Origin of the sequence: Actinomadura luzonensis (assembly GCF_022664455.2) — a bacterium.
In the GTDB taxonomy this organism is placed as follows: domain Bacteria; phylum Actinomycetota; class Actinomycetes; order Streptosporangiales; family Streptosporangiaceae; genus Nonomuraea; species Nonomuraea luzonensis.
On record NZ_JAKRKC020000002.1, the window covers coordinates 59,702 to 76,762 of the forward strand.

Annotated in this window: 16 protein-coding genes; 6 read left to right on the forward strand and 10 right to left on the reverse strand. The window is 73.2% G+C overall.

Annotated features, from left to right (window positions below):
- The first annotated feature begins 96 nt into the window (after positions 1 to 96).
- The 5 genes from MF672_RS30390 (at position 97) to aspS (ending at position 6,029) form a co-directional block, all read left to right on the forward strand.
- Entirely contained in the window at positions 97 to 906 is an 810-nt protein-coding gene (locus MF672_RS30390) for a TetR/AcrR family transcriptional regulator (RefSeq protein ID WP_242370851.1), read from the forward strand.
- Entirely contained in the window at positions 903 to 2,282 is a 1,380-nt protein-coding gene (locus tag MF672_RS30395) for a carotenoid oxygenase family protein (protein WP_242370853.1), read from the forward strand. Before MF672_RS30390 ends, MF672_RS30395 begins: the two co-directional genes overlap by 4 nt.
- A 52-nt stretch (positions 2,283 to 2,334) precedes the next feature.
- Complete coding sequence (gene cmk / locus MF672_RS30400) at positions 2,335 to 2,991, forward strand: (d)CMP kinase (RefSeq protein WP_242370856.1); 657 nt, start codon at positions 2,335 to 2,337, stop codon at positions 2,989 to 2,991.
- Positions 2,992 to 3,033: 42 nt separating this feature from the next.
- Entirely contained in the window at positions 3,034 to 4,425 is a 1,392-nt protein-coding gene (der, locus tag MF672_RS30405; RefSeq protein ID WP_302893311.1) for a ribosome biogenesis GTPase Der, read from the forward strand.
- A 320-nt stretch (positions 4,426 to 4,745) separates the two neighbouring features.
- A complete protein-coding gene (gene aspS / locus MF672_RS30410) occupies positions 4,746 to 6,029 on the forward strand; it encodes an aspartate--tRNA(Asn) ligase (protein WP_242370858.1) in 1,284 nt (427 codons plus the stop codon).
- A 154-nt stretch (positions 6,030 to 6,183) separates the two neighbouring features.
- On the opposite strand, the gene MF672_RS30415 is transcribed toward aspS, so the two are convergent.
- The 3 genes from MF672_RS30415 to MF672_RS30425 form a co-directional block, all read right to left on the reverse strand.
- Complete coding sequence (locus MF672_RS30415; protein ID WP_407654806.1) at positions 6,184 to 7,830, reverse strand: MFS transporter; 1,647 nt, start codon at positions 7,828 to 7,830, stop codon at positions 6,184 to 6,186.
- Entirely contained in the window at positions 7,827 to 8,477 is a 651-nt protein-coding gene (locus MF672_RS30420; protein WP_242370862.1) for an LppX_LprAFG lipoprotein, read from the reverse strand. Before MF672_RS30420 ends, MF672_RS30415 begins: the two co-directional genes overlap by 4 nt.
- A gap of 96 nt (positions 8,478 to 8,573) precedes the next feature.
- Positions 8,574 to 9,032, reverse strand: coding sequence for a MarR family winged helix-turn-helix transcriptional regulator (locus MF672_RS30425; RefSeq protein WP_242370863.1), 459 nt, complete (start codon positions 9,030 to 9,032; stop codon positions 8,574 to 8,576).
- A gap of 33 nt (positions 9,033 to 9,065) precedes the next feature.
- Between MF672_RS30425 and MF672_RS30430 the strand changes: the two genes are divergently transcribed.
- Complete coding sequence (locus tag MF672_RS30430; RefSeq protein ID WP_242370864.1) at positions 9,066 to 10,073, forward strand: cation diffusion facilitator family transporter; 1,008 nt, start codon at positions 9,066 to 9,068, stop codon at positions 10,071 to 10,073.
- On the opposite strand, the gene MF672_RS30435 is transcribed toward MF672_RS30430, so the two are convergent.
- The 7 genes from MF672_RS30435 to MF672_RS30465 form a co-directional block, all read right to left on the reverse strand.
- Complete coding sequence (locus MF672_RS30435; RefSeq protein WP_242371202.1) at positions 10,062 to 10,661, reverse strand: 4'-phosphopantetheinyl transferase family protein; 600 nt, start codon at positions 10,659 to 10,661, stop codon at positions 10,062 to 10,064. The genes MF672_RS30430 and MF672_RS30435 overlap by 12 nt on opposite strands.
- 17 nt (positions 10,662 to 10,678) lie before the next feature.
- A complete protein-coding gene (locus MF672_RS30440; RefSeq protein ID WP_242370865.1) occupies positions 10,679 to 11,221 on the reverse strand; it encodes a hypothetical protein in 543 nt (180 codons plus the stop codon).
- Positions 11,222 to 11,601: 380 nt separating this feature from the next.
- Complete coding sequence (locus tag MF672_RS30445) at positions 11,602 to 12,948, reverse strand: MCE family protein (RefSeq protein WP_242370866.1); 1,347 nt, start codon at positions 12,946 to 12,948, stop codon at positions 11,602 to 11,604.
- On the reverse strand, positions 12,945 to 13,949 hold the full coding sequence (locus tag MF672_RS30450; protein ID WP_242370867.1) for an MCE family protein: 1,005 nt from the start codon (positions 13,947 to 13,949) through the stop codon (positions 12,945 to 12,947). Before MF672_RS30450 ends, MF672_RS30445 begins: the two co-directional genes overlap by 4 nt.
- Positions 13,946 to 14,971 carry an MCE family protein gene (locus tag MF672_RS30455; RefSeq protein WP_242370868.1) on the reverse strand — a complete coding sequence of 342 codons (1,026 nt, stop codon included), beginning with the start codon at positions 14,969 to 14,971 and terminating at the stop codon, positions 13,946 to 13,948. Before MF672_RS30455 ends, MF672_RS30450 begins: the two co-directional genes overlap by 4 nt.
- Positions 14,968 to 16,005, reverse strand: coding sequence for an MCE family protein (locus MF672_RS30460; RefSeq protein WP_242370870.1), 1,038 nt, complete (start codon positions 16,003 to 16,005; stop codon positions 14,968 to 14,970). The genes MF672_RS30455 and MF672_RS30460 overlap by 4 nt, the downstream gene beginning before the upstream one ends.
- The gene (locus MF672_RS30465) at positions 16,005 to 17,060 is read right to left on the reverse strand and encodes an MCE family protein (RefSeq protein WP_242370872.1); all 1,056 of its coding nucleotides are present in this window, start codon (positions 17,058 to 17,060) and stop codon (positions 16,005 to 16,007) included. The genes MF672_RS30460 and MF672_RS30465 overlap by 1 nt, the downstream gene beginning before the upstream one ends.
- Between the last annotated feature and the right edge of the window lies 1 nt (position 17,061).

Genomic DNA, 17,061 nt, shown 5'->3' on the forward strand with positions numbered 1-17,061 from the left:
ACGTCCTTAGTCCTGATACGGCGGGTTGAAGCGCGGGCGGAGGAGGTGTAGAAAGGTCGGTAACAACGTTACCGACAAGAAACGGCGTTACCCGACATGGCGGCGACCGCGTACCAGCAAGCACAGAGGGAAGGGCAGGACGTCGTGCGGACGGCGATCCTCGACGCCGCCACGCACCTGCTCGTGAGCGAGGGCCCGGGCGCGCTCACCGTACGGCGCATCGCCGGCGAGGTCGGCTGCTCGACCAAGGTCATCTACACGCTGTTCGGCGGCAAGGACGGGCTGACCGAGGCGTTGTGGCTGGAGGGGTTCGCCCGCTTCGAGCGCCGGCTGCGGGAGACCCCGGCGGGCGACGACCCCCTCGCGAACCTGCGCGCCGGCCTCGACGCCTACCGCGACTACGCGCTCACCGAGCCCGACTACTACCGCGTCATGTTCCAGAGCGCGATGCCCGGCTTCCGCCCGGGTCCCGACGCGGTGTCGGCCGCCCGGCGGGCGTTCGGGCTGCTCGTGTCGGCCGTCCAGGCCTGCCTGGAGCCGGGCCTGCTGCGCGGCGGCACCGCCGAGGAGATCGCCGACCTGCTGTGGATGGCCGTCCACGGCGCGGTCAGCCTGGAGATCACCGGCTTCTTCCGGGAGCCCGAGTCCGCCCAGCGCTACCGCGCCCTGTACGCCGCCGTGCTCGCCCCCTACCTGCTGCCCCCCGACCTGCCCGACGACGACGACCCGTACCTGCCCGACGACCCGCTCGGATCCGACGACCCGCTCGGATCCGGCGGCCCGCTCGGATCCGGAGACCCGGCCGCCGGCCGAGGTGGCCGTGCGGCTTCCGGCGGAGCGGCCGGGGCAGGGGGCGGGGTGGGTGGAGGGCCCGCCGAAGAGTCCGAGGAGAGGACCGCACCATGACCACCACCACCCCCTACCGCGGTGGCTTCGCGCCCGTCACCGAGGAGATCACCGCCTTCGACCTGGAGGTGACCGGCCGCATCCCGGCCGGCCTCACCGGCCGTTTCCTGCGCAACGGCCCGAACCCGCTCAGCCTGGACGACCCGGCCGCGACCCACCTGTTCACCGGCGAGGGCATGGTGCACGGCGTCCGGCTGCGCGACGGCCGCGCCGAGTGGTACCGCAACCGGTGGGTCCGCAACGACGAGGTCGCCCGCCGGCTCGGCGAGCCGCCCAGGCCCGGCCCCAAGCACGGCGGCATGGACTTCTCCGCCAACACCCACGTGATCGGGCTGGCCGGCCGCACGTTCGCGACCGTCGAGGCGGGCGCGCTGCCGTACGAGCTGAGCTACGAGCTCGACACGCTCGGCCGCTGCGACTTCGGCGGCGGCCTGCCCGGCGGGTTCACCGCGCACGTCCACACCGATCCGGTCTCGGCCGAGGTGCACGCCGTGGCGTACTTCTTCGGCTGGGACCACCACCAGCACGTCGTCCTCGGCCCGGACGGCACGGTGCGGCAGGTGCGCGACATCCCGATCGCCGACGCGCCGATGCTGCACGACTTCGCCCTCACCGAGCGGTACGTCGTCCTGTACGACCTGCCCGTCACCTTCAGCATGGAGCACGCCGAGAAGGGCGTGACGGTCCCGTACGCGTGGAACGAGGCCCACGGCGCCCGGCTCGGCCTGCTGCCCCGCGCCGGCGGCGAGACGCGCTGGTTCGACGTGGAGCCGTGCTGGGTCTTCCACACGCTCAACGCCTACGACGACGGCGACGAGGTGGTGGTGGACGTGGTCCGCTACCCCAAGCGGTTCGTGGACGCCCGGCTGGACCTGGGCGGCGCGCCCACCCTCGACCGCTGGCGCGTCGACCCGGCCACCGGCAAGGTCTCCTCGCTCAGGCTGGACGACCGCGCCCAGGAGTTCCCGCGCATGGACGAGCGGCGCACCGGCCGCGCCTACCGCTACGGCTACACCGCCGCCGCCCGCGACCTCAACGACGTCGTGGGCCGGGCGGAGAACGAGCTGGAGGACCTGCCCGACCAGGCGTTCGACAACACGCTGATCAAGCACGACCTGCTGCGCGGCACCCAGGAGGCGCGGCAGTTCGGGCGGGAGGCGTACGTCGGCGAGCCGGTCTTCGTCGCGGGGAGCCCCGCCGACCTCGACGGCGCCGAGGACGACGGCTATGTGATGACGTTCGTCAACAACCCGGACAGGGGAGCGGCCGACCTGGTGATCCTCTCGGCGCAGGACTTCACCGGCGAGCCGGTCGCCACCGTGCACCTGCCCGCCCGCGTCCCGCTGGGCTTCCACGGGAGCTGGATCGCCGACTGAGCCGGAGGCGGTAGCCTCTTCACGTTGGAACACACGTGAAGAGGGAGAGGCCGTGACCGGTCTGGTCGTCGCCATGGACGGCCCTTCGGGGTCGGGTAAGTCGAGCGTGTCGCGCGGGGCCGCCCGGGCGCTGGGCCTGCGTTACCTCGACACCGGGGCGATGTACCGGGCGATGACGTGGTGGATGCTCCAGCAGGGCGTCGACCTCGCCGATCCGGCCGCGGTCGCGGCGCGCTGCGGCGAGCCGGGCATCGTCTCCGGCACCGACCCCGACGGCCCCGCCATCCACGTCGACGGCGTGGACGTCGCCGGGCCGATCAGGGAGGCCGAGGTGACCGGCGCGGTCTCCGTCGTGGCCGCCGTTCCCGAGGTGCGGGCGCGGCTGGTCGCGCTCCAGCGGGAGATCATCGGCTCCGGTGACATCGTCGTCGAGGGCCGCGACATCGGCTCGGTCGTCTGGCCGGACGCGCCCGTCAAGATCTACCTGACGGCCAGCCCGGAGGCCCGTGCCCGCCGCCGCTCCGCGGAGCTGGCGGGCACCACGGTGGAGGCGCAGCAGGAGGCGCTGGCCAGGCGTGACACCCTGGACTCAACACGGAAGACGGACCCACTCTCGATGGCGGCTGGCGCCGTCGAGCTCGACACCACCGCGCTGACCCTCGACGAGGTGATCGCGGAGGTGCTGAGGCTGGTCAAGGAGCGCACCTGATGACCGCATCAGGCGCGGTACTCACGCAAAGGACGAAATATCGTGTCAACGGGGGACTGGGTCGAGGCCGAGCTCGACGAGCTTGAGATCACCGAGCACGGCGACAGCACGCCGCTGCCCGTCGTGGCCATCGTAGGACGCCCGAACGTCGGCAAGTCCACGCTGGTCAACCGCATCATCGGCCGCCGCGAGGCGGTCGTCGAGGACGTGCCGGGCGTCACCCGCGACCGCGTCACGTACGAGGCCAACTGGCGCGGCAAGCGCTTCACCGTCGTCGACACCGGCGGCTGGGACCCTGACGCCACCGGCATGGGCCTGCGCATCGCCGAGCAGGCGCAGGTCGCCGTCGAGCTGGCCGACGTGATCGTGTTCGTGGTCGACGCGACCGTCGGCGCGACCGACGCCGACGAGATCGTCGGGGCGGTGCTGCGCCAGTCGGGCAAGCCCGTCGTCCTGGCCGCCAACAAGGTCGACAACCAGCAGCTCGAACTGGAGGCCGCCGCGCTGTGGTCGCTCGGCCTCGGCGAGCCGTACCCGGTCTCGGCCCTGCACGGCCGCTCCAGCGGCGACCTGCTCGACGTGGTGCTCGACGCGCTGCCCGACACGCCGCGCGTCACGTTCGAGACCGAGCGCGGCCCGGCCAGGGTCGCGCTGCTCGGCAAGCCCAACGTCGGCAAGTCCTCGCTGCTCAACAAGCTGGCCGGCGAGGAGCGGGTGCTGGTCGACCCGATGGCGGGCACCACCCGCGACCCCGTCGACGAGCTGGTCGAGCTGGGCGGGCGCACCTGGCGCTTCATCGACACCGCCGGCATCCGCAGGCGCGACCGCGAGCTGCAGGGCGCCGACTTCTACGCCGCCATGCGCACCCGCGCGGCCCTGGAGCGCTCGGAGGTGGCGATCGTGCTCATCGACGCCAGCGAGCCGCTCACCGAGCAGGACCTCCGCATCATCGGCCTGGTCATCGAGTCCGGCCGGGCCATGGTGGTCGCCTTCAACAAGTGGGACCTCGTCGACGAGGACCGCCGCTACTACCTGGAGAAGGAGATCGACCGGCAGCTCGTCCGCACGCCGTGGGCGCTGCGGGTCAACATCTCGGCCAAGACCGGGCGGCACGTCGACCGGCTGGTGCCGGCGCTGGAGAAGGCGCTCGACTCGTGGTCCACGCGGGTGCCGACGGCGCGGCTCAACGCGTTCCTGACCGAGCTGGTGCAGCAGACGCCGCCGCCGGTGCGAGGCGGCAAGCAGCCGAAGATCCTGTTCGCCACGCAGGCGTCCACCGAGCCGCCGAAGTTCGTGCTGTTCACCTCGGGCTGGCTCGAGGACACCTACCGGCGCTTCATCGAGCGGCGCATCCGCGAGGAGTTCGGCTTCGCGGGCTCGCCCATCGAGGTCACCATGAAGATCAGAGAGAAGCGTCCCAAGAAGGACAAGTGACGAACGCGTCCGGGGCCCGCGGGCAATCGCTTTGCCCGCGGGCCGGGCGCGGTCGTAAGATCGGCGGCAACGCGTCGAGGGAGCCGAGTAGCCGCGGACCCGCGCGGGCGCAGAGAGCCGCCGGCAGCTGAGAAGGCGGCCCCGGGCCCCGCGGCGAAGACACTCCTGAGTGCGGGGAGGAAATGCCCCGCCGGCCTGACCCCCGTCATCGGGTCGTCCGAGGCCGCCCTGGCAAGGGGCGGCGAAAGTGCGGTGGCACCGGGAGCTCCCTTCTCCCCCGCACTCCCAAGGGATCACGCACGTCCTGCAGAGGAGCTGTGATGATCTCTCGTGTCCTGTCCGCGGAGCTGTCCGAGCACGCGGGACGACGAGTGACGATCGCCGGCTGGGTCCATCGCCGGCGGCACCTGAAAACCGTTTCCTTCCTGGTGGTACGCGACCGCGCCGGCCTCGCGCAGGTGGTGGCGGGGGAGACACATGACGGGGCCGGGGGCGGCCTGCCGGGGGAGGAGAGCGTGGTGCGGGTCACCGGCACGGTGATCCGGCGGCCGCAGGCGCCCGGGGGCGTCGAGCTGGCCGAGCCGGAGATCGAGGTGCTGGCCGAACCCGGCACGCCGCCCCCGTTCGACCTCTACCGGCCGGTGGTGACGGCCTCGCTGCCGACGGTCCTCGACCACGCGCCGGTCGCGCTGCGGCACCCGCGGCTGCGCGCGGCGCTGGAGATCTCGGCCGCGAGCGTCGCCGGGTTCCGCGCGGCACTCGACCGGCTCGGCTTCACCGAGATCCACACCCCGAAGATCGTCGCCTCGGCCACCGAGTCGGGCGCGAACGTCTTCGGCATCGACTACTTCGGCCGCCCCGCCTACCTCGCCCAGTCGCCGCAGTTCTACAAGCAGGCCATGGTCGGGGTGTTCGAGCGGGTGTACGAGGTCGGACCGGTCTTCCGGGCCGAGCCGCACGACACCGTCCGCCACCTGGCCCAGTACACCAGCCTCGACGCCGAGCTCGGCTTCGTCACCGACCACCGGGACGTCATGGCCGTGCTGCGGGAGGCCGTCGCGGGCATGGTCGAGTCGGTGCGCCACCGGGCCGCGGCCGCCGCCGGCCTGCTCGGGGTCGCGCTGCCCGAGGTGCCGGCCGAGATCCCGGCCGTGCACTTCACCGAGGCGCAGCGGCTCACCTCCTCCTCCGAGCCGGACCTCGCGCCGGCGCAGGAGCGGTGGCTGTCGGAGTGGGCGCTGCGGGAGCACGGGTCGGAGTTCCTGTTCGTCACCGGCTACCCCATGTCCAAGCGGCCGTTCTACACCCACCCCGACCCGGCCAGGCCCGGCAGCTCCAACGGCTTCGACCTGCTGTTCCGGGGGCTGGAGCTGGTGACGGGCGGACAGCGGCTGCACCGGTACGAGGACTACACCTCGGCGCTGGCCGCGCTCGGCGAGCCGATCGGGCCGTACGAGGGGTACCTCCAGGCGTTCCGGTACGGGATGCCGCCGCACGGCGGGTTCGCGCTGGGCCTGGAACGGTGGACCGCCCGGCTGACGGGCGCGGCCAACATCCGCGAGACCACCGCCTTCCCGCGCGACCTCCACCGCCTCTCGCCCTGACCGCGGCCACGGTCCCCGCCCCTCCTCCGTGAGGGAGGGCGCGGGGCCCGCCGGCCGGATGGCGGCGGGGCCGCCAAGGGTCGTCGGGCGGCCGTCCGCCAGGGTGTCGTGCGGTCCGGGGGTGTCGTGCGGTCCGGCCCGCTGCTGCCCGGTGTTAGTGGGCTTCGGCCGCCGGGTCGGGGCTCGGGGCGGCCGGTCGTTCGGGGACGCGGGGCGGGCGGCGCGGCATGAGGAAGGCCGCGGCGGCGCCCGCCAGGCAGACGAACGCCGTGACGAGGAACATCTCGGTGTACTCCACGTGCAGTGCCGCCTGCACCCGCCCCGTGTACTCGGCGAGCTGCCGCTGGTACGTGGCGGCGTCCACGCCGAACGGCAGCGGCGTGTCCAGCTCGGCCGTCAGCGACTGGAACCGGTGGAACCCCCACGCCGACACCGCCGCGATGCCGACCAGCATGCCCATCATCCGGGCCACCACGACCGCCGCCGAGGCCACCCCGTGCTGGGCCGCCCGGCTCGCCCGCAGCACGGCCGACGACACCGGGGCGATCACCACGCCGAGGCCCAGCCCGGCCACCACCAGGGCGGCGTCCACGACCAGGCCCGCCTCGGCCAGCCGCAGCGGCCAGCGGCTCATCAGCCAGTAGCCGGCCGCCGCCACCGCCATGCCCGCCACCGCGACGCGCCGCTCGCCCAGCCGGCGGGCCAGCAGGCCGCCGAGCAGCGCCCCCGCGGTCAGCGCGACGAGGAAGCGGGCCAGCACGAACGCCGCGCCCAGCTCGTCGCGGCCGAGCAGCGTCTGCGCGGTGAACGGCACGAACACCATCGTCACCAGCAGTGCCGCCCCCGCGAGGAAGCTCACCCCGAGCGTCGCCAGCAGCGGCCCCTTGCGGACGCCGGACAGGTCGAGGATGCGGACGGGGGAGCGGATCTCCCACCAGACGAAGACCCCGGCCGCCACGGCGCCCGCCGCGATCAGCGGGGCGCCCCACGGCGGCAGGAACGCCTCGGCCGGGTCGGGGTTGTACAGGCCGACGACGAGCAGCGCCAGCGCCAGCGCCAGCAGGGCGCCGCCGGCGGCGTCCACCCGCCGCGGCACCCCCGAGGACGCCCCCGAGGACGCCCCCGAGGACGGGCCCGAGGACGCCCCCGAGGACGGGCCCGAGGACGCCCCCGAGGACGGGCCCGAGGACGGGCTCGCCGGCGGGCGGCCGGGGACCGTGCGGTGCACGGCCACCGCCGCGAGCGCCGCCAGCGGCACGTTGATCCAGAAGATGGCGTGCCAGCCGCCCAGCTCCACCCCGGCCACCGCGAGCGCCGGGATCTGCGCCAGCAGCCCGCCGTACAGGGGCCCGAGCGCCGACCCCAGCTCCTGCGCCGCCCCCACCGCGCCCAGCGCCACGGGCCGCTCCCGCTCGTCCCACAGGTCGCCGATGAGCGCCATCGTGATCGGCAGCAGCGCCCCGCCCGCGATCCCCTGCACGGTACGCCCGGCCACCACCATCACCTCGCCGGCCGCCAGCGCCGTCAGCACCGAGCCGAGCGCGAACGCCGCCAGGCACGCGTGGATGAGCGGCCGCCGCCCGTACCGGTCGGAGAGCTGCCCGAGCAGCGGCATCGCCGCGATGTAGCCCAGCAGGAACCCGGTGACGATCGGCGTGGCCCGCTCCAGGTGGTTGAGCGGCACCCCGACGTCCCTGGCGATCTCGATGAGGACGGTCACCACCACGTACGCGTCGAGCGCGGCCAGCAGCACCACCGCGCCCCCGGCGCCGAGCGCGACCCGGCGGGCGGCGCCCATCAGCCGGCGGGCGGCGTGATCGTGACCGGCGCGTCGTAGTCGCTGAACGACACCGTCACGGTGCCGCCCTGCAACGGCAGGCTGGCCCGGGTCAGCCTGCCGGTGGCCTGGTCGATCCAGACCTTGCCGTTCACGTCCTGGGTGACGCCGGGCACGATGTCCTTGACCACCGTCGCCGGGAACGTCGTCGCGACCCGGTAGGCGCCGTCCTCGACGCCCTCCACCTTCGGGTTCGTCGCGGAGGACAGCAGCTTCGCGATGCCCTTGGTCGGCTCCAGGATCACCGACGGGTCGTAGAACTGCGCGAGCTGCTGCCGGGTCATCTTCTGGAAGCCGCCCGTCGGGCCCTTGAAGTGCACGGTGTCGCCGACGAGGGCGAAGGTGACCTCCTGCAGGTTGCCCAGGATCGCGATCGTGAGCGTGCCGTCGGCGTTGCCGTCGGCGGTGAGCCGGCCGTCGGCCTTCTGCAGCGGCACGTTGGGCTTGCCCTCGGTGGCGATGGAGAAGGACGCCGACTTGACGGTCTTCATGGCTTCGGCGGCCTTCTTCATCAGGTCGGGGCCGGACGGCAGCTCGGGCCCGCTCCCGCCCGCCGACGAGCAGGCCGACGTGAGCGCGAGAACCACCACGATCAGAAGTCTTCTGAGCATGTGCGGATCGTAGCGACCGGCCGGGAAGGGCGCGCGCCGTCGCGGATATCGGTTGGATGTCGGCGCCGGTTGCGTCCACGGAAGAGCCGGTGGGGCTCAGCGCAGCTTCTTCAGGTGCTCCACGAGCGGCGCGTACGCCGCCTCGATCGCTTCAAGCTGCTCGTCGGTGAGCCGGTCCACGAAGTGCTCGCGCACGCTCGCCACGTGGTACGGCGCCACCCGCTGGATGGTCTCCCAGCCCTCGTCGGTCAGCACCGCGAACGTGCCCCGGCGGTCGTCGCGGCAGTCCTCCCGCTTGACCAGGCCCTTGGCCTCCATGCGGGAGATCTGGTGGGACAGGCGGCTGCGCGACTGGATCGTGGCGTCGGCGAGGTCGCTCATGCGCATGCGGCGGCCCTGGCTCTCCGACAGGTTGACCAGGATCTCGTAGTCGTTCAGCGACAGGGAGTGCTCCTGCAGCTCGCGGTCGAGCCGGTGCATGAGCAGCTTGTGCAGCGCCAGATGCGTGCGCCAGGCACGCTGTTCGGCGGAGGATAGCCAGCGAGGCGCGCTCATGATCCCCAATGTAGCGCACGTAGAGTGAACGACATGTCGGAGAGGTCGCCGGAACGGAACGAGGACAAGTCACAACACATCGGACCCCAGAACGAGCGGCAGCAGAACGGGCAGCAGAACGGCGACAGCCTGAGCACCGTGCTCGTGGCGGGCGCCGCGAACCTCGCCATCGCGCTCGCCAAGCTCGTCGCCGGCCTGCTCAGCGGCTCGGCGGCCATGCTGTCGGAGGCGGCGCACTCGGCCGCCGACACCGTCACCGAGCTGCTGCTGCTGGTCGCGGTGCGGCGCTCCGGGCGGCCCGCGGACCGGCGGCACCCGTTCGGGCACGGCAAGGCCGGGTTCGTGTGGGCGATGATGGCGGCCGTCGCGACGCTCGTCGGCGGCGCGGGCTTCTCCATCACCCACGGCGTGCACGAGATCAGCCACGGCGAGGAGCTGGGCGGCCTCGTCCCGTCCTACGTCGTGCTGGCCGTGTCCTTCGTCATCGAGGCGGCCTCGTTCGCCAAGGCCTACTCGCAGCTCCGCGCCGAGGCCGCCCGCTACCGGGTCAACCCGCTGCGGCTGGTGCGGATCACCTCCGACACCGCGCTCAAGGCCGTCGTGTTCGAGGACGCCGCCGCGCTGGTCGGCCTGCTGATCGCGGCCGGCGGGCTGCTCGGCTCCCAGCTCACCGGCTCCTCCCTGTGGGACGGCCTGGCCTCCGTCGCGATCGGCCTGCTCCTGCTGCTCGTCGCGCTCACCCTCATCCAGTCGAACCTGTCGCTGCTCATCGGCCGGGCCGCGCCGCCCAGCCTGGAGACCGGCATCCGGGCGGTGCTGCTGGCCCAGCCCGAGGTGGAGGACGTCGTCGAGCTGCTGACCATGATGATCGGGCCCGGCGAGGTGCTGGTCGCCGCCAAGATCGACTTCCGGGACGAGGCCAGCGCGGCAGGCGTCGAGATCGCCTGCGACGAGGTGGACCGGCGGCTGCGCGCCCAGTTCCCCGCGGTCAGCCTGGTCTTCCTCGACCCGACCCCGACCCGCCGCACCTCAGCCCAGTAGCGGGATCGGCACCCGGCGGGCGGGGGAGTCGGTGACGACCGCCACCCTGATGTCGGGCGCGGCGGTCCACTCCAGCAGGTGGCGGCCGGACAGGTCGTCGCCGCCGGAGCCGAGCCGGTCCAGCGACAGCTCGCCCCGCTTGATCAGCGCCTCCTTGCGCGTCCAGTGCCGCATCAGCTCGTCGTTGCCGGTGACCAGGGCCCGCTCGCGCGGCGTGAGCACCCGGTCGGCCAGCGCCTCGTCCAGCGGGCCCGGCGGCACGTGCTCGGCGTCCGCGCCGACCCGGCCGGGGCCGGCCGCGGCGCAGACGTACCCGCGGGTGTGGCTGAGACTCACCCCCAGCTCGGGCGCCTGCTCCAGGTACGGCCTGCCGTGGCCCGGGCCGTGCACCTCGCAGACCTGCAGCAGCGTGAGACCGGCCGGGTCCGTGCCGTCGCCGAGCGCGGCGGCGGCGCAGAGCCGGACCAGCAGGTGCGCGGCGACGAACGTGGCCCGGTCCGCCTCGAACCGGAACCGCGCGGCGCGCTCGCGCTCCACCTCCGTGAGCCAGTGTTCGGGCGCGCGCACCTCGTCCGGGTGGCCGCCCATCGCCAAGGGGCCGATCGTCAGTCCTTCTTGCCGGTGTTCTTGTCGGTGTTCTTGCCGGTCGCGTCGTCGAGGGCGTACTGGTCGTCCGAGGCGGCGCCGAGCACGGTGACGTCCCGGACCTTCCAGACGCCCTTCTCCTTCACAAGAGCGATCTTAAGGTGCGAATCGCGTACCGAGCGGATCGCTTCGGCGGAGTTCACCTGCTGGTCGACGACGACGATCGCGTGCGCGGTGGCCTCGTCCACGTCGGACAGGTACACCTCGCGGACCGTGGCCTGGGCGACGGCCTTCAGCTTGACGATGACCTGCGCCATCGCGCCGCCGAACGCCTGGTCGTAGGTGGCCAGGAAGTCGCCGGTGGCCTGGGCGCTCAAGGTGGAGCGGGTGGTCTGGAGGTCGCGGTAGTCGTAGCTGAGCAGGGACTTGCTGAAGGCGCTCGCGGTGCCCGAGACCTCCAGGCGGAGGGCGCGTTCGGTCTCCAGGGCGTTGCGGGCCTCCTCGGCGCGGGTCGCGGCCAGCCACTGCAGGACGGTGGTGGCGGCCAGGGCGGCTATGAGCATGGTGGTGGTGGCGGCCAGGACCCTGGCTCTGAGGACCCGGCTGCGCTTCCCGCCGCCCGACTGCTTCCCGCCGTCGTGGGCTGGCGTCTCTTGGGAGGAGGGGGAGGGGGCGGGCGTCTCTCGGGGGGAGGGGCTCGGCGTTCCTGCGGCGGAGGAGTCGGGCGTTCCTTCGGAAGGTGAGGAGTCGGGCGTTTCTCCGGAGGGGGAGGGCTCGGGCGCTTCTCCGGAGGGGGAGGCGGGCGAGTCTCCGGAGGGGGAGGGCGGCTTCTTGGAGGGTGGGGCCGTCGGCTGGTCGGAGGGGCGGGGCTCGTCCTCCGCTGGGCCTGGGGCGGTGCCGGAGGGGGGTGTGGTGGGGGTGGGGGCGAGGTCTTGTCCGGGGGTCATTCCGACTCCTCACGGCGGCGGGCCGCCCGGCCCGCCGCGGTCCAGCCCACGATGCCACCACTTGCCACTACGGCGAGGAATATCGCGACAATCAGCGGGACGATGTTCGTTGGGGTGCGGGACGCCGGGGCGGCCACCCCGGTGGGGGACGTCCCGGGTCCGGGTTCGCCGTCGCCCGCGGAGGGCGAGGGCGACGCGGAGGTGGTGCCGGACCCGGAATCCGAGGGGTCCGAAGGGTCCGAGGGGCCGGGGGAGGCGGGGTGCCGGTCGCCGGTGTGGCGGACGTCCGGGGCGACCGCCTGCTTGGGGCAGGCCCGGAGCTGCGGCACGCCCGGCGGCCCGATGGGCCCCGCGTACTCCTCCGCCGGCGTGGGCCCGCCCGGCACGCTGAAGATGAACGTCGCCTTCCCGTACACGGTGTCGCCCTGCCGCTCGCTGATGTCGCCGGCGAGGCTGAGCGCCGTCGGCACGATGCTGAGCAGGTGGTGGGTGTTCCGCTCGGTCGCGGCCGAGAACGCCGGCCGGTGCGGCAGCCCCAGCGCGGTCAGCAGGCACGAGAAGCCCGGCCGTGACCGCTTGATGGCCGCGTCGAGCTGCGCGAACACGCCGGGCCCCTGGTCCAGGAAGGCGTTCAGGTCGGTACGCGAGGCCCGCAGCGCCGCCGTCACCGTGGCGAGGTCGCCGATCCCCGAGGCGAGCGCGTCCTTGCGCCCGGCCAGCGTGTGCGTGAGCCGCGTGAGCTGCACCGACAGGTCGTCCAGCAGGTCGGCGTTGTCGGCGAGGGTGCCGGTGAGGGAGTGGGCGTCGTCGATGAGGTTGCGGATCGTGGGCGCCCGCCCGTCGAGCGCGACCGCCAGCTCGTGGGTGATGGTCCTGGCGTCCCGGGGCGGCACCGCGTTGAGGAGCTTGCCGACGCCTTCGAACAGCCGCTTGTAGTCGAGCGGCACCGTCGTCCGCGTCAGCGGGATCGTGTCGCCGGCGGCCAGGGACGGCCCCCGCACGCCGCTCACGGGCGGCGACAGCTCCACGTACGGCTCGCCGACCGCCGACTTGCGCCGCACCTCGGCCGTCACGCCCTTCGGCAGCCGTACCCCCCGGTCGAGGTCCAGGCCGACCACGATGCGGCCGGGCGCGAGCCGCACGTCGCCGATCTTCCCGACCCGCACCCCCAGGTACGCCACGTCGAACCCGCGCACCAGCCCGGGGGAGGAGACGAACTCGGCCGACACCCGGTACGGCCGCTCGACGGCGTCCAGCCGGATGATGGTGCTGAACGCCCAGACCGTCATGACGATGCCCAGCAGCACGAAGAAGCCCAGGTTGAGATAGATGCGGTTCCTCATCGCGGCGGCTCCAGCAGCAGGCGGAAGTCCCCGCGCCGGTCGGCGGCGGGCGGGTCGCCGGCGGGGGCGGGCAGCAGCAGGCCCTTGAGCCAGATGTAGGTGAGCATCTGCCCGTTGACCACGATCGGCGGCGCGTCGATGAACGCCTGGATCTCGGCCACCAGCCGCTTCAGGTCCTCCTTGCCGCGCTGCATGGACGACGAGATCGCCTCCAGCTCGCGCAGCAGCGTGCGCAGCCGGGCCGCGTGGCGCGGGTACACGGTGAGGTTGACCTCCTTGGCGAGCTTCGTCAGCGCGATCACCGCCGTCTTGATGTGGTGCCGGCCGTGCGCGAGCCGCGAGGTGGCGGCGGCGAGCGTGCCGGGCAGCCGGTCCAGCTCGTCGCTGCCCTTGGCGAGGTCGTCGCCCAGCCGGGCGAGCGCGTCGATGGTGGTGCCGAGGTCGGCGCGGGCGGCGGCGTAGGCGTCGGTGACCTCGGCGGTCTGCTTGATGAGCCGGTTGACCTCGTCGCCCTGCCCGGCGAACGCGGTGGAGGCGGCGTCCAGGATGGCGTTGACGTCCTGCGCGCCGAGCGCCTCGATGAGCGGCCCGGCCTTGGCGGTGACCTGCTCGATGTCCGGTTCGACGGAGGTGTCGGCGATGGTGGCGCCGTCGGCCAGGTACGGCCCCGTGGACAGGTCCTTGCCCTTCGGCGGGGTGAGCAGCACGTAGTTCTCGCCCAGCACCGACGTCTTCGCGACCGTGGCCGTGCTGCCCTGCGGCACCCGGTGCGCGGCCTCGATCGACATCGCGACCCGCGCCCGGTAGCCCTGCAGGCTGACGCCGGTCACCGTGCCGACCCGCACGTCCGCGATCTGCACGCTGTGCCCGCTGACCAGGCTCTGCGCGTCGTCGAAGACCGCGTACAGGGTCAGCTCGCCGGTGGTGGCGCCGAGCGTCCGCAGCGAGCAGGACGCGGTCACCGCCAGCGCGAGCAGCGCGGCCAGCAGGCGGGCCCTCATCGCCGCCCCGCCCGGCGCTCGAAGGGGCAGTTGCTGAGCCCGGCGGGCAGGCACGGCACCCGTCCCAGGTTCAGCGCGTCGAACAGCGGCTGCAGCCAGGCCCGGGTCATCGCGTTGAGCACGACCCGGATCTTCAGCACGTGCTGCTTCCTGTCCCAGGAGTCGACGAGCACGTCGGCGAAGTCGGCCGCGCCCTTGACCGCCTGCGCGACGGAGGCGCTGTTGGCCCGCAGCGTCAGCACCAGCTCCGCCAGCGTGCCCGCGGCCTGCGGCAGCCGCGCCGAGTACTGCTCGATGAGCACGTCGCCGCGCCGCACGAAGTCGGCCATGCCGGAGACGAAGCCGCGCAGCCGCCGCCGCTCCTCGGCGAGGATCGCGCTGGCCTCGGAGAAGGAGTCGATGGCGCCGGTCACCTGGCTCTCGCGCTCGTTGAGCCGGGTGGCGATCCTGTTCAGGCCCTTGGCCAGGTCGATGAGCTGCTGGTCCTGCTTGGCCAGGGTGTCGGTCAGCTCGGCGGTGTCGGCGATCGCGTTGTTGATCGTCTTGCCGCGGCCGCGGACGCCGGTGGCCAGGTTCCCGGCCACCTCGCCCAGCTTGTCGGAGTCGAGCGCGTCGGTCAGGCGGGTGAACGCGTCGAGCGCGTCGTCGATCTCCACCGGCAGCTCGGTGCGCTCCAGCGGGATCGTCGTCCCGGCCGCGAGCCGCCGGTCGCCGGGTTTCCACGGCGGGTAGAGCACGACGTTGCGCTCGCCCAGCGTGTTCTGCGGCGCGACCACGGCCCGGACGTCCGCCGGGAGCGGCACGTCGCGGTCCACCAGCAGGCCGACGCGCACGTGGTCGCCCTCGATGCGGATGGTGTCGACGTACCCGGCGTCCAGGCCCATGACCTTGACGCGGGCCTGCTCGTACAGGGAGGGCGCGGCGCTGAAGATCGCGGTCAGCCGGTACGGCCGCGCCCCCAGCACCGAGCACCCGGACGCGAGCAGCGCCCACGCCGCCAGGACCGCCGCCAGCCGCCTCACCGGTCGTCCTTCCTGTCCTTGGCCCGGTCGTCCGCCACCGCCGCCAGCACCTCGGGGTTGATCGGGCCGAGGCCGGTGGCGATGGCCTCCAGCCAGGGGCCCTGCCCGCCCATCGTGGACAGGCCGGTGAAGGTCGGCCCGGCCCACGCCAGCAGCGCGTTGAACTGCTTGTTGCTGCCGCTGAGCCGGGTGGTGATGGCCGCGTTGTCGTCCAGCACCCGTACGAGGGAGCGCTCGTGCTCGGCGATGAGCCGCGTGGTGCTCTGCACGAGGTCGCTGCCGTCGCCGAGCAGGGTGCGCAGCTCGGCCCGCCGTTCGCGCAGCTCCGACAGCATGACCTCGATCGCGTCGATGAGCCGGACGAGCTGCTTGTCCTTCTTCTCCAGGACGTCCATGACCTTGTTGCCGTTGTCCAGCAGCCGCTGGAGCTGCGGCTCGCTCCTGCTGATCGTGTCCGACAGGTCGCCGATGTTGCGCAGCAGCCGGGTGAGCCGGCCGCGCTTGGCCAGGTCCACCTTGTTCAGCTCGCTGAGCAGGTCGTCCACGGCGCGGGTGTCGAGGCGGTTGACCAGCCGGGTGGCGTCGTTGATGGCGTCGTTGACCAGCGTGGGCACGCCGGTCCTGGCGAGGGGGATGCGCCGCTGCGCCTCGGGGAGCTGGTCCAGGTACGGGGCCGCGACGGCGCCGGTGAGCTTGACGTACCGGCCGCCGAGCAGGTTCGACAGGGCGATGTCGGCGCGGGTGGCGCGGCCGAGCCGCACGCCGTCGTCCACCTTCCAGGTGACGATCACCTGGCCGTGCGCGTAGTCGGGGCGGACCTCGGTCACCTTGCCGACCCGCACCCCGGCCACCCGCACGTCGTTGCCGGTGCGGAGCCCGCCGGAGTCGGTGAACACGCCGGAGACGGTGTAGCCGCCCTCCAGCAGCCCGAGGTTGCCGATCAGGAACGTGACGAGGAGGATCACGGCGAGCGTGGCCAGCGACACCAGGCCGACGGCGTGCTTGTTGCGGTCCCTGAACGAGGTGAGCGGCATCAGCGGCCCACCATCAGCTTGCGCAGGTCGTCGGCGCTCTGCACCCGCGTGTTGCGCAGCGGCGGCGGCGTCCGCATCCCGTACGGGCACGGCGAGGGCCCGAGCGCCAGGCACGGCACCGCGGTGATGAAGTAGTGGCCGCGGTCCACCGTCGAGTAGGCCCGCGCGAACAGCGGCTGCAACGTGCTCACCGTCCGGTCGATCTCGCCCACGTGCCGCCGCACGCCGCCGGTCAGGCCCTTCAGGTTCTCCACGAACGCCCCCAGCTCCCCGGCGTTCCTGCCCAGCACCTCGTCGGAGGTGTGGACGGTGGCGGACAGCTGCACCAGCGCGTCGTCCACGAGCCGCCGGTTGTCGGCGAACGCCTCGGTCAGCGTCACGAGGTTGTCCACGAGCTGCTCGATCTGCTTGTCGCGGCGGGCCAGCACGCCGCTGACCGTGGCGTAGTCCTCCAGCAGCCGCTCGATCGTCTGCCGGCGTTCGGCGACGGTGGTGGTGATGGCGTCGACGTTGTCCAGCAGCCGCGGCAGGTTGCGCTCGTTGCCCTTGAGCGCGGTCGCGGCGGCGGTGAGGAGCTGGTTGATCTGGTCGGCGTCGAGGCTGCGGGTGAGCGGGCCGAGGTCGCTGACGAGCTGCCCGATGTCGACGACGGAGGAGGTGCGGGCGATGCGGCCGCCGGGCGGCAGCCGGCCGGGCGCGGTGCCGGGCAGCAGGTAGACCACGCGCTGGCCGATCGCGTTGCGCCAGCGGATCGCGGCCTCGGAGTCGGCCGGCACCCGGACGGCGTCCTGCACCTCCATGGTGACCTCGGCGCGGCCGTCCACGACCCTGATGCCGTCCACCCGGCCGACCGGCGCGCCGGCGATCTTCACCTGGTCGCCCTCGGTGAGGCCGGACACGTCGTCGAAGGTGGCGACGATCCGGTAGCCGCCGCCCCCGCCGACCTTCGCGATCTGCACGCCGATCAGCACGATCAGCGCCACGGTCAGCCCGATGAACAGCACGAAACGGGCGAAGGTCCAGCGGCGGCGCCTGCGCTCGGCGGAGACGGCCATG

Excerpts from the sequence above, each read along its gene's own strand:
- aspS (WP_242370858.1), top strand. The coding sequence starts at position 4,746 with ATGATCTCTCGTGTCCTGTCCGCGGAGCTGTCCGAGCACGCGGGACGA.
- MF672_RS30445 (WP_242370866.1), bottom strand. The coding sequence starts at position 12,948 with ATGAGGAACCGCATCTATCTCAACCTGGGCTTCTTCGTGCTGCTGGGC.
- MF672_RS30440 (WP_242370865.1), bottom strand. The coding sequence starts at position 11,221 with ATGCTCATAGCCGCCCTGGCCGCCACCACCGTCCTGCAGTGGCTGGCC.
- MF672_RS30460 (WP_242370870.1), bottom strand. The coding sequence starts at position 16,005 with ATGCCGCTCACCTCGTTCAGGGACCGCAACAAGCACGCCGTCGGCCTG.
- MF672_RS30430 (WP_242370864.1), top strand. The coding sequence starts at position 9,066 with ATGTCGGAGAGGTCGCCGGAACGGAACGAGGACAAGTCACAACACATC.
- MF672_RS30450 (WP_242370867.1), bottom strand. The coding sequence starts at position 13,949 with ATGAGGGCCCGCCTGCTGGCCGCGCTGCTCGCGCTGGCGGTGACCGCG.
- MF672_RS30390 (WP_242370851.1), top strand. The coding sequence starts at position 97 with ATGGCGGCGACCGCGTACCAGCAAGCACAGAGGGAAGGGCAGGACGTC.
- MF672_RS30435 (WP_242371202.1), bottom strand. The coding sequence starts at position 10,661 with ATGGGCGGCCACCCGGACGAGGTGCGCGCGCCCGAACACTGGCTCACG.
- MF672_RS30465 (WP_242370872.1), bottom strand. The coding sequence starts at position 17,060 with ATGGCCGTCTCCGCCGAGCGCAGGCGCCGCCGCTGGACCTTCGCCCGT.
- MF672_RS30425 (WP_242370863.1), bottom strand. The coding sequence starts at position 9,032 with ATGAGCGCGCCTCGCTGGCTATCCTCCGCCGAACAGCGTGCCTGGCGC.
- MF672_RS30420 (WP_242370862.1), bottom strand. The coding sequence starts at position 8,477 with ATGCTCAGAAGACTTCTGATCGTGGTGGTTCTCGCGCTCACGTCGGCC.
- MF672_RS30395 (WP_242370853.1), top strand. The coding sequence starts at position 903 with ATGACCACCACCACCCCCTACCGCGGTGGCTTCGCGCCCGTCACCGAG.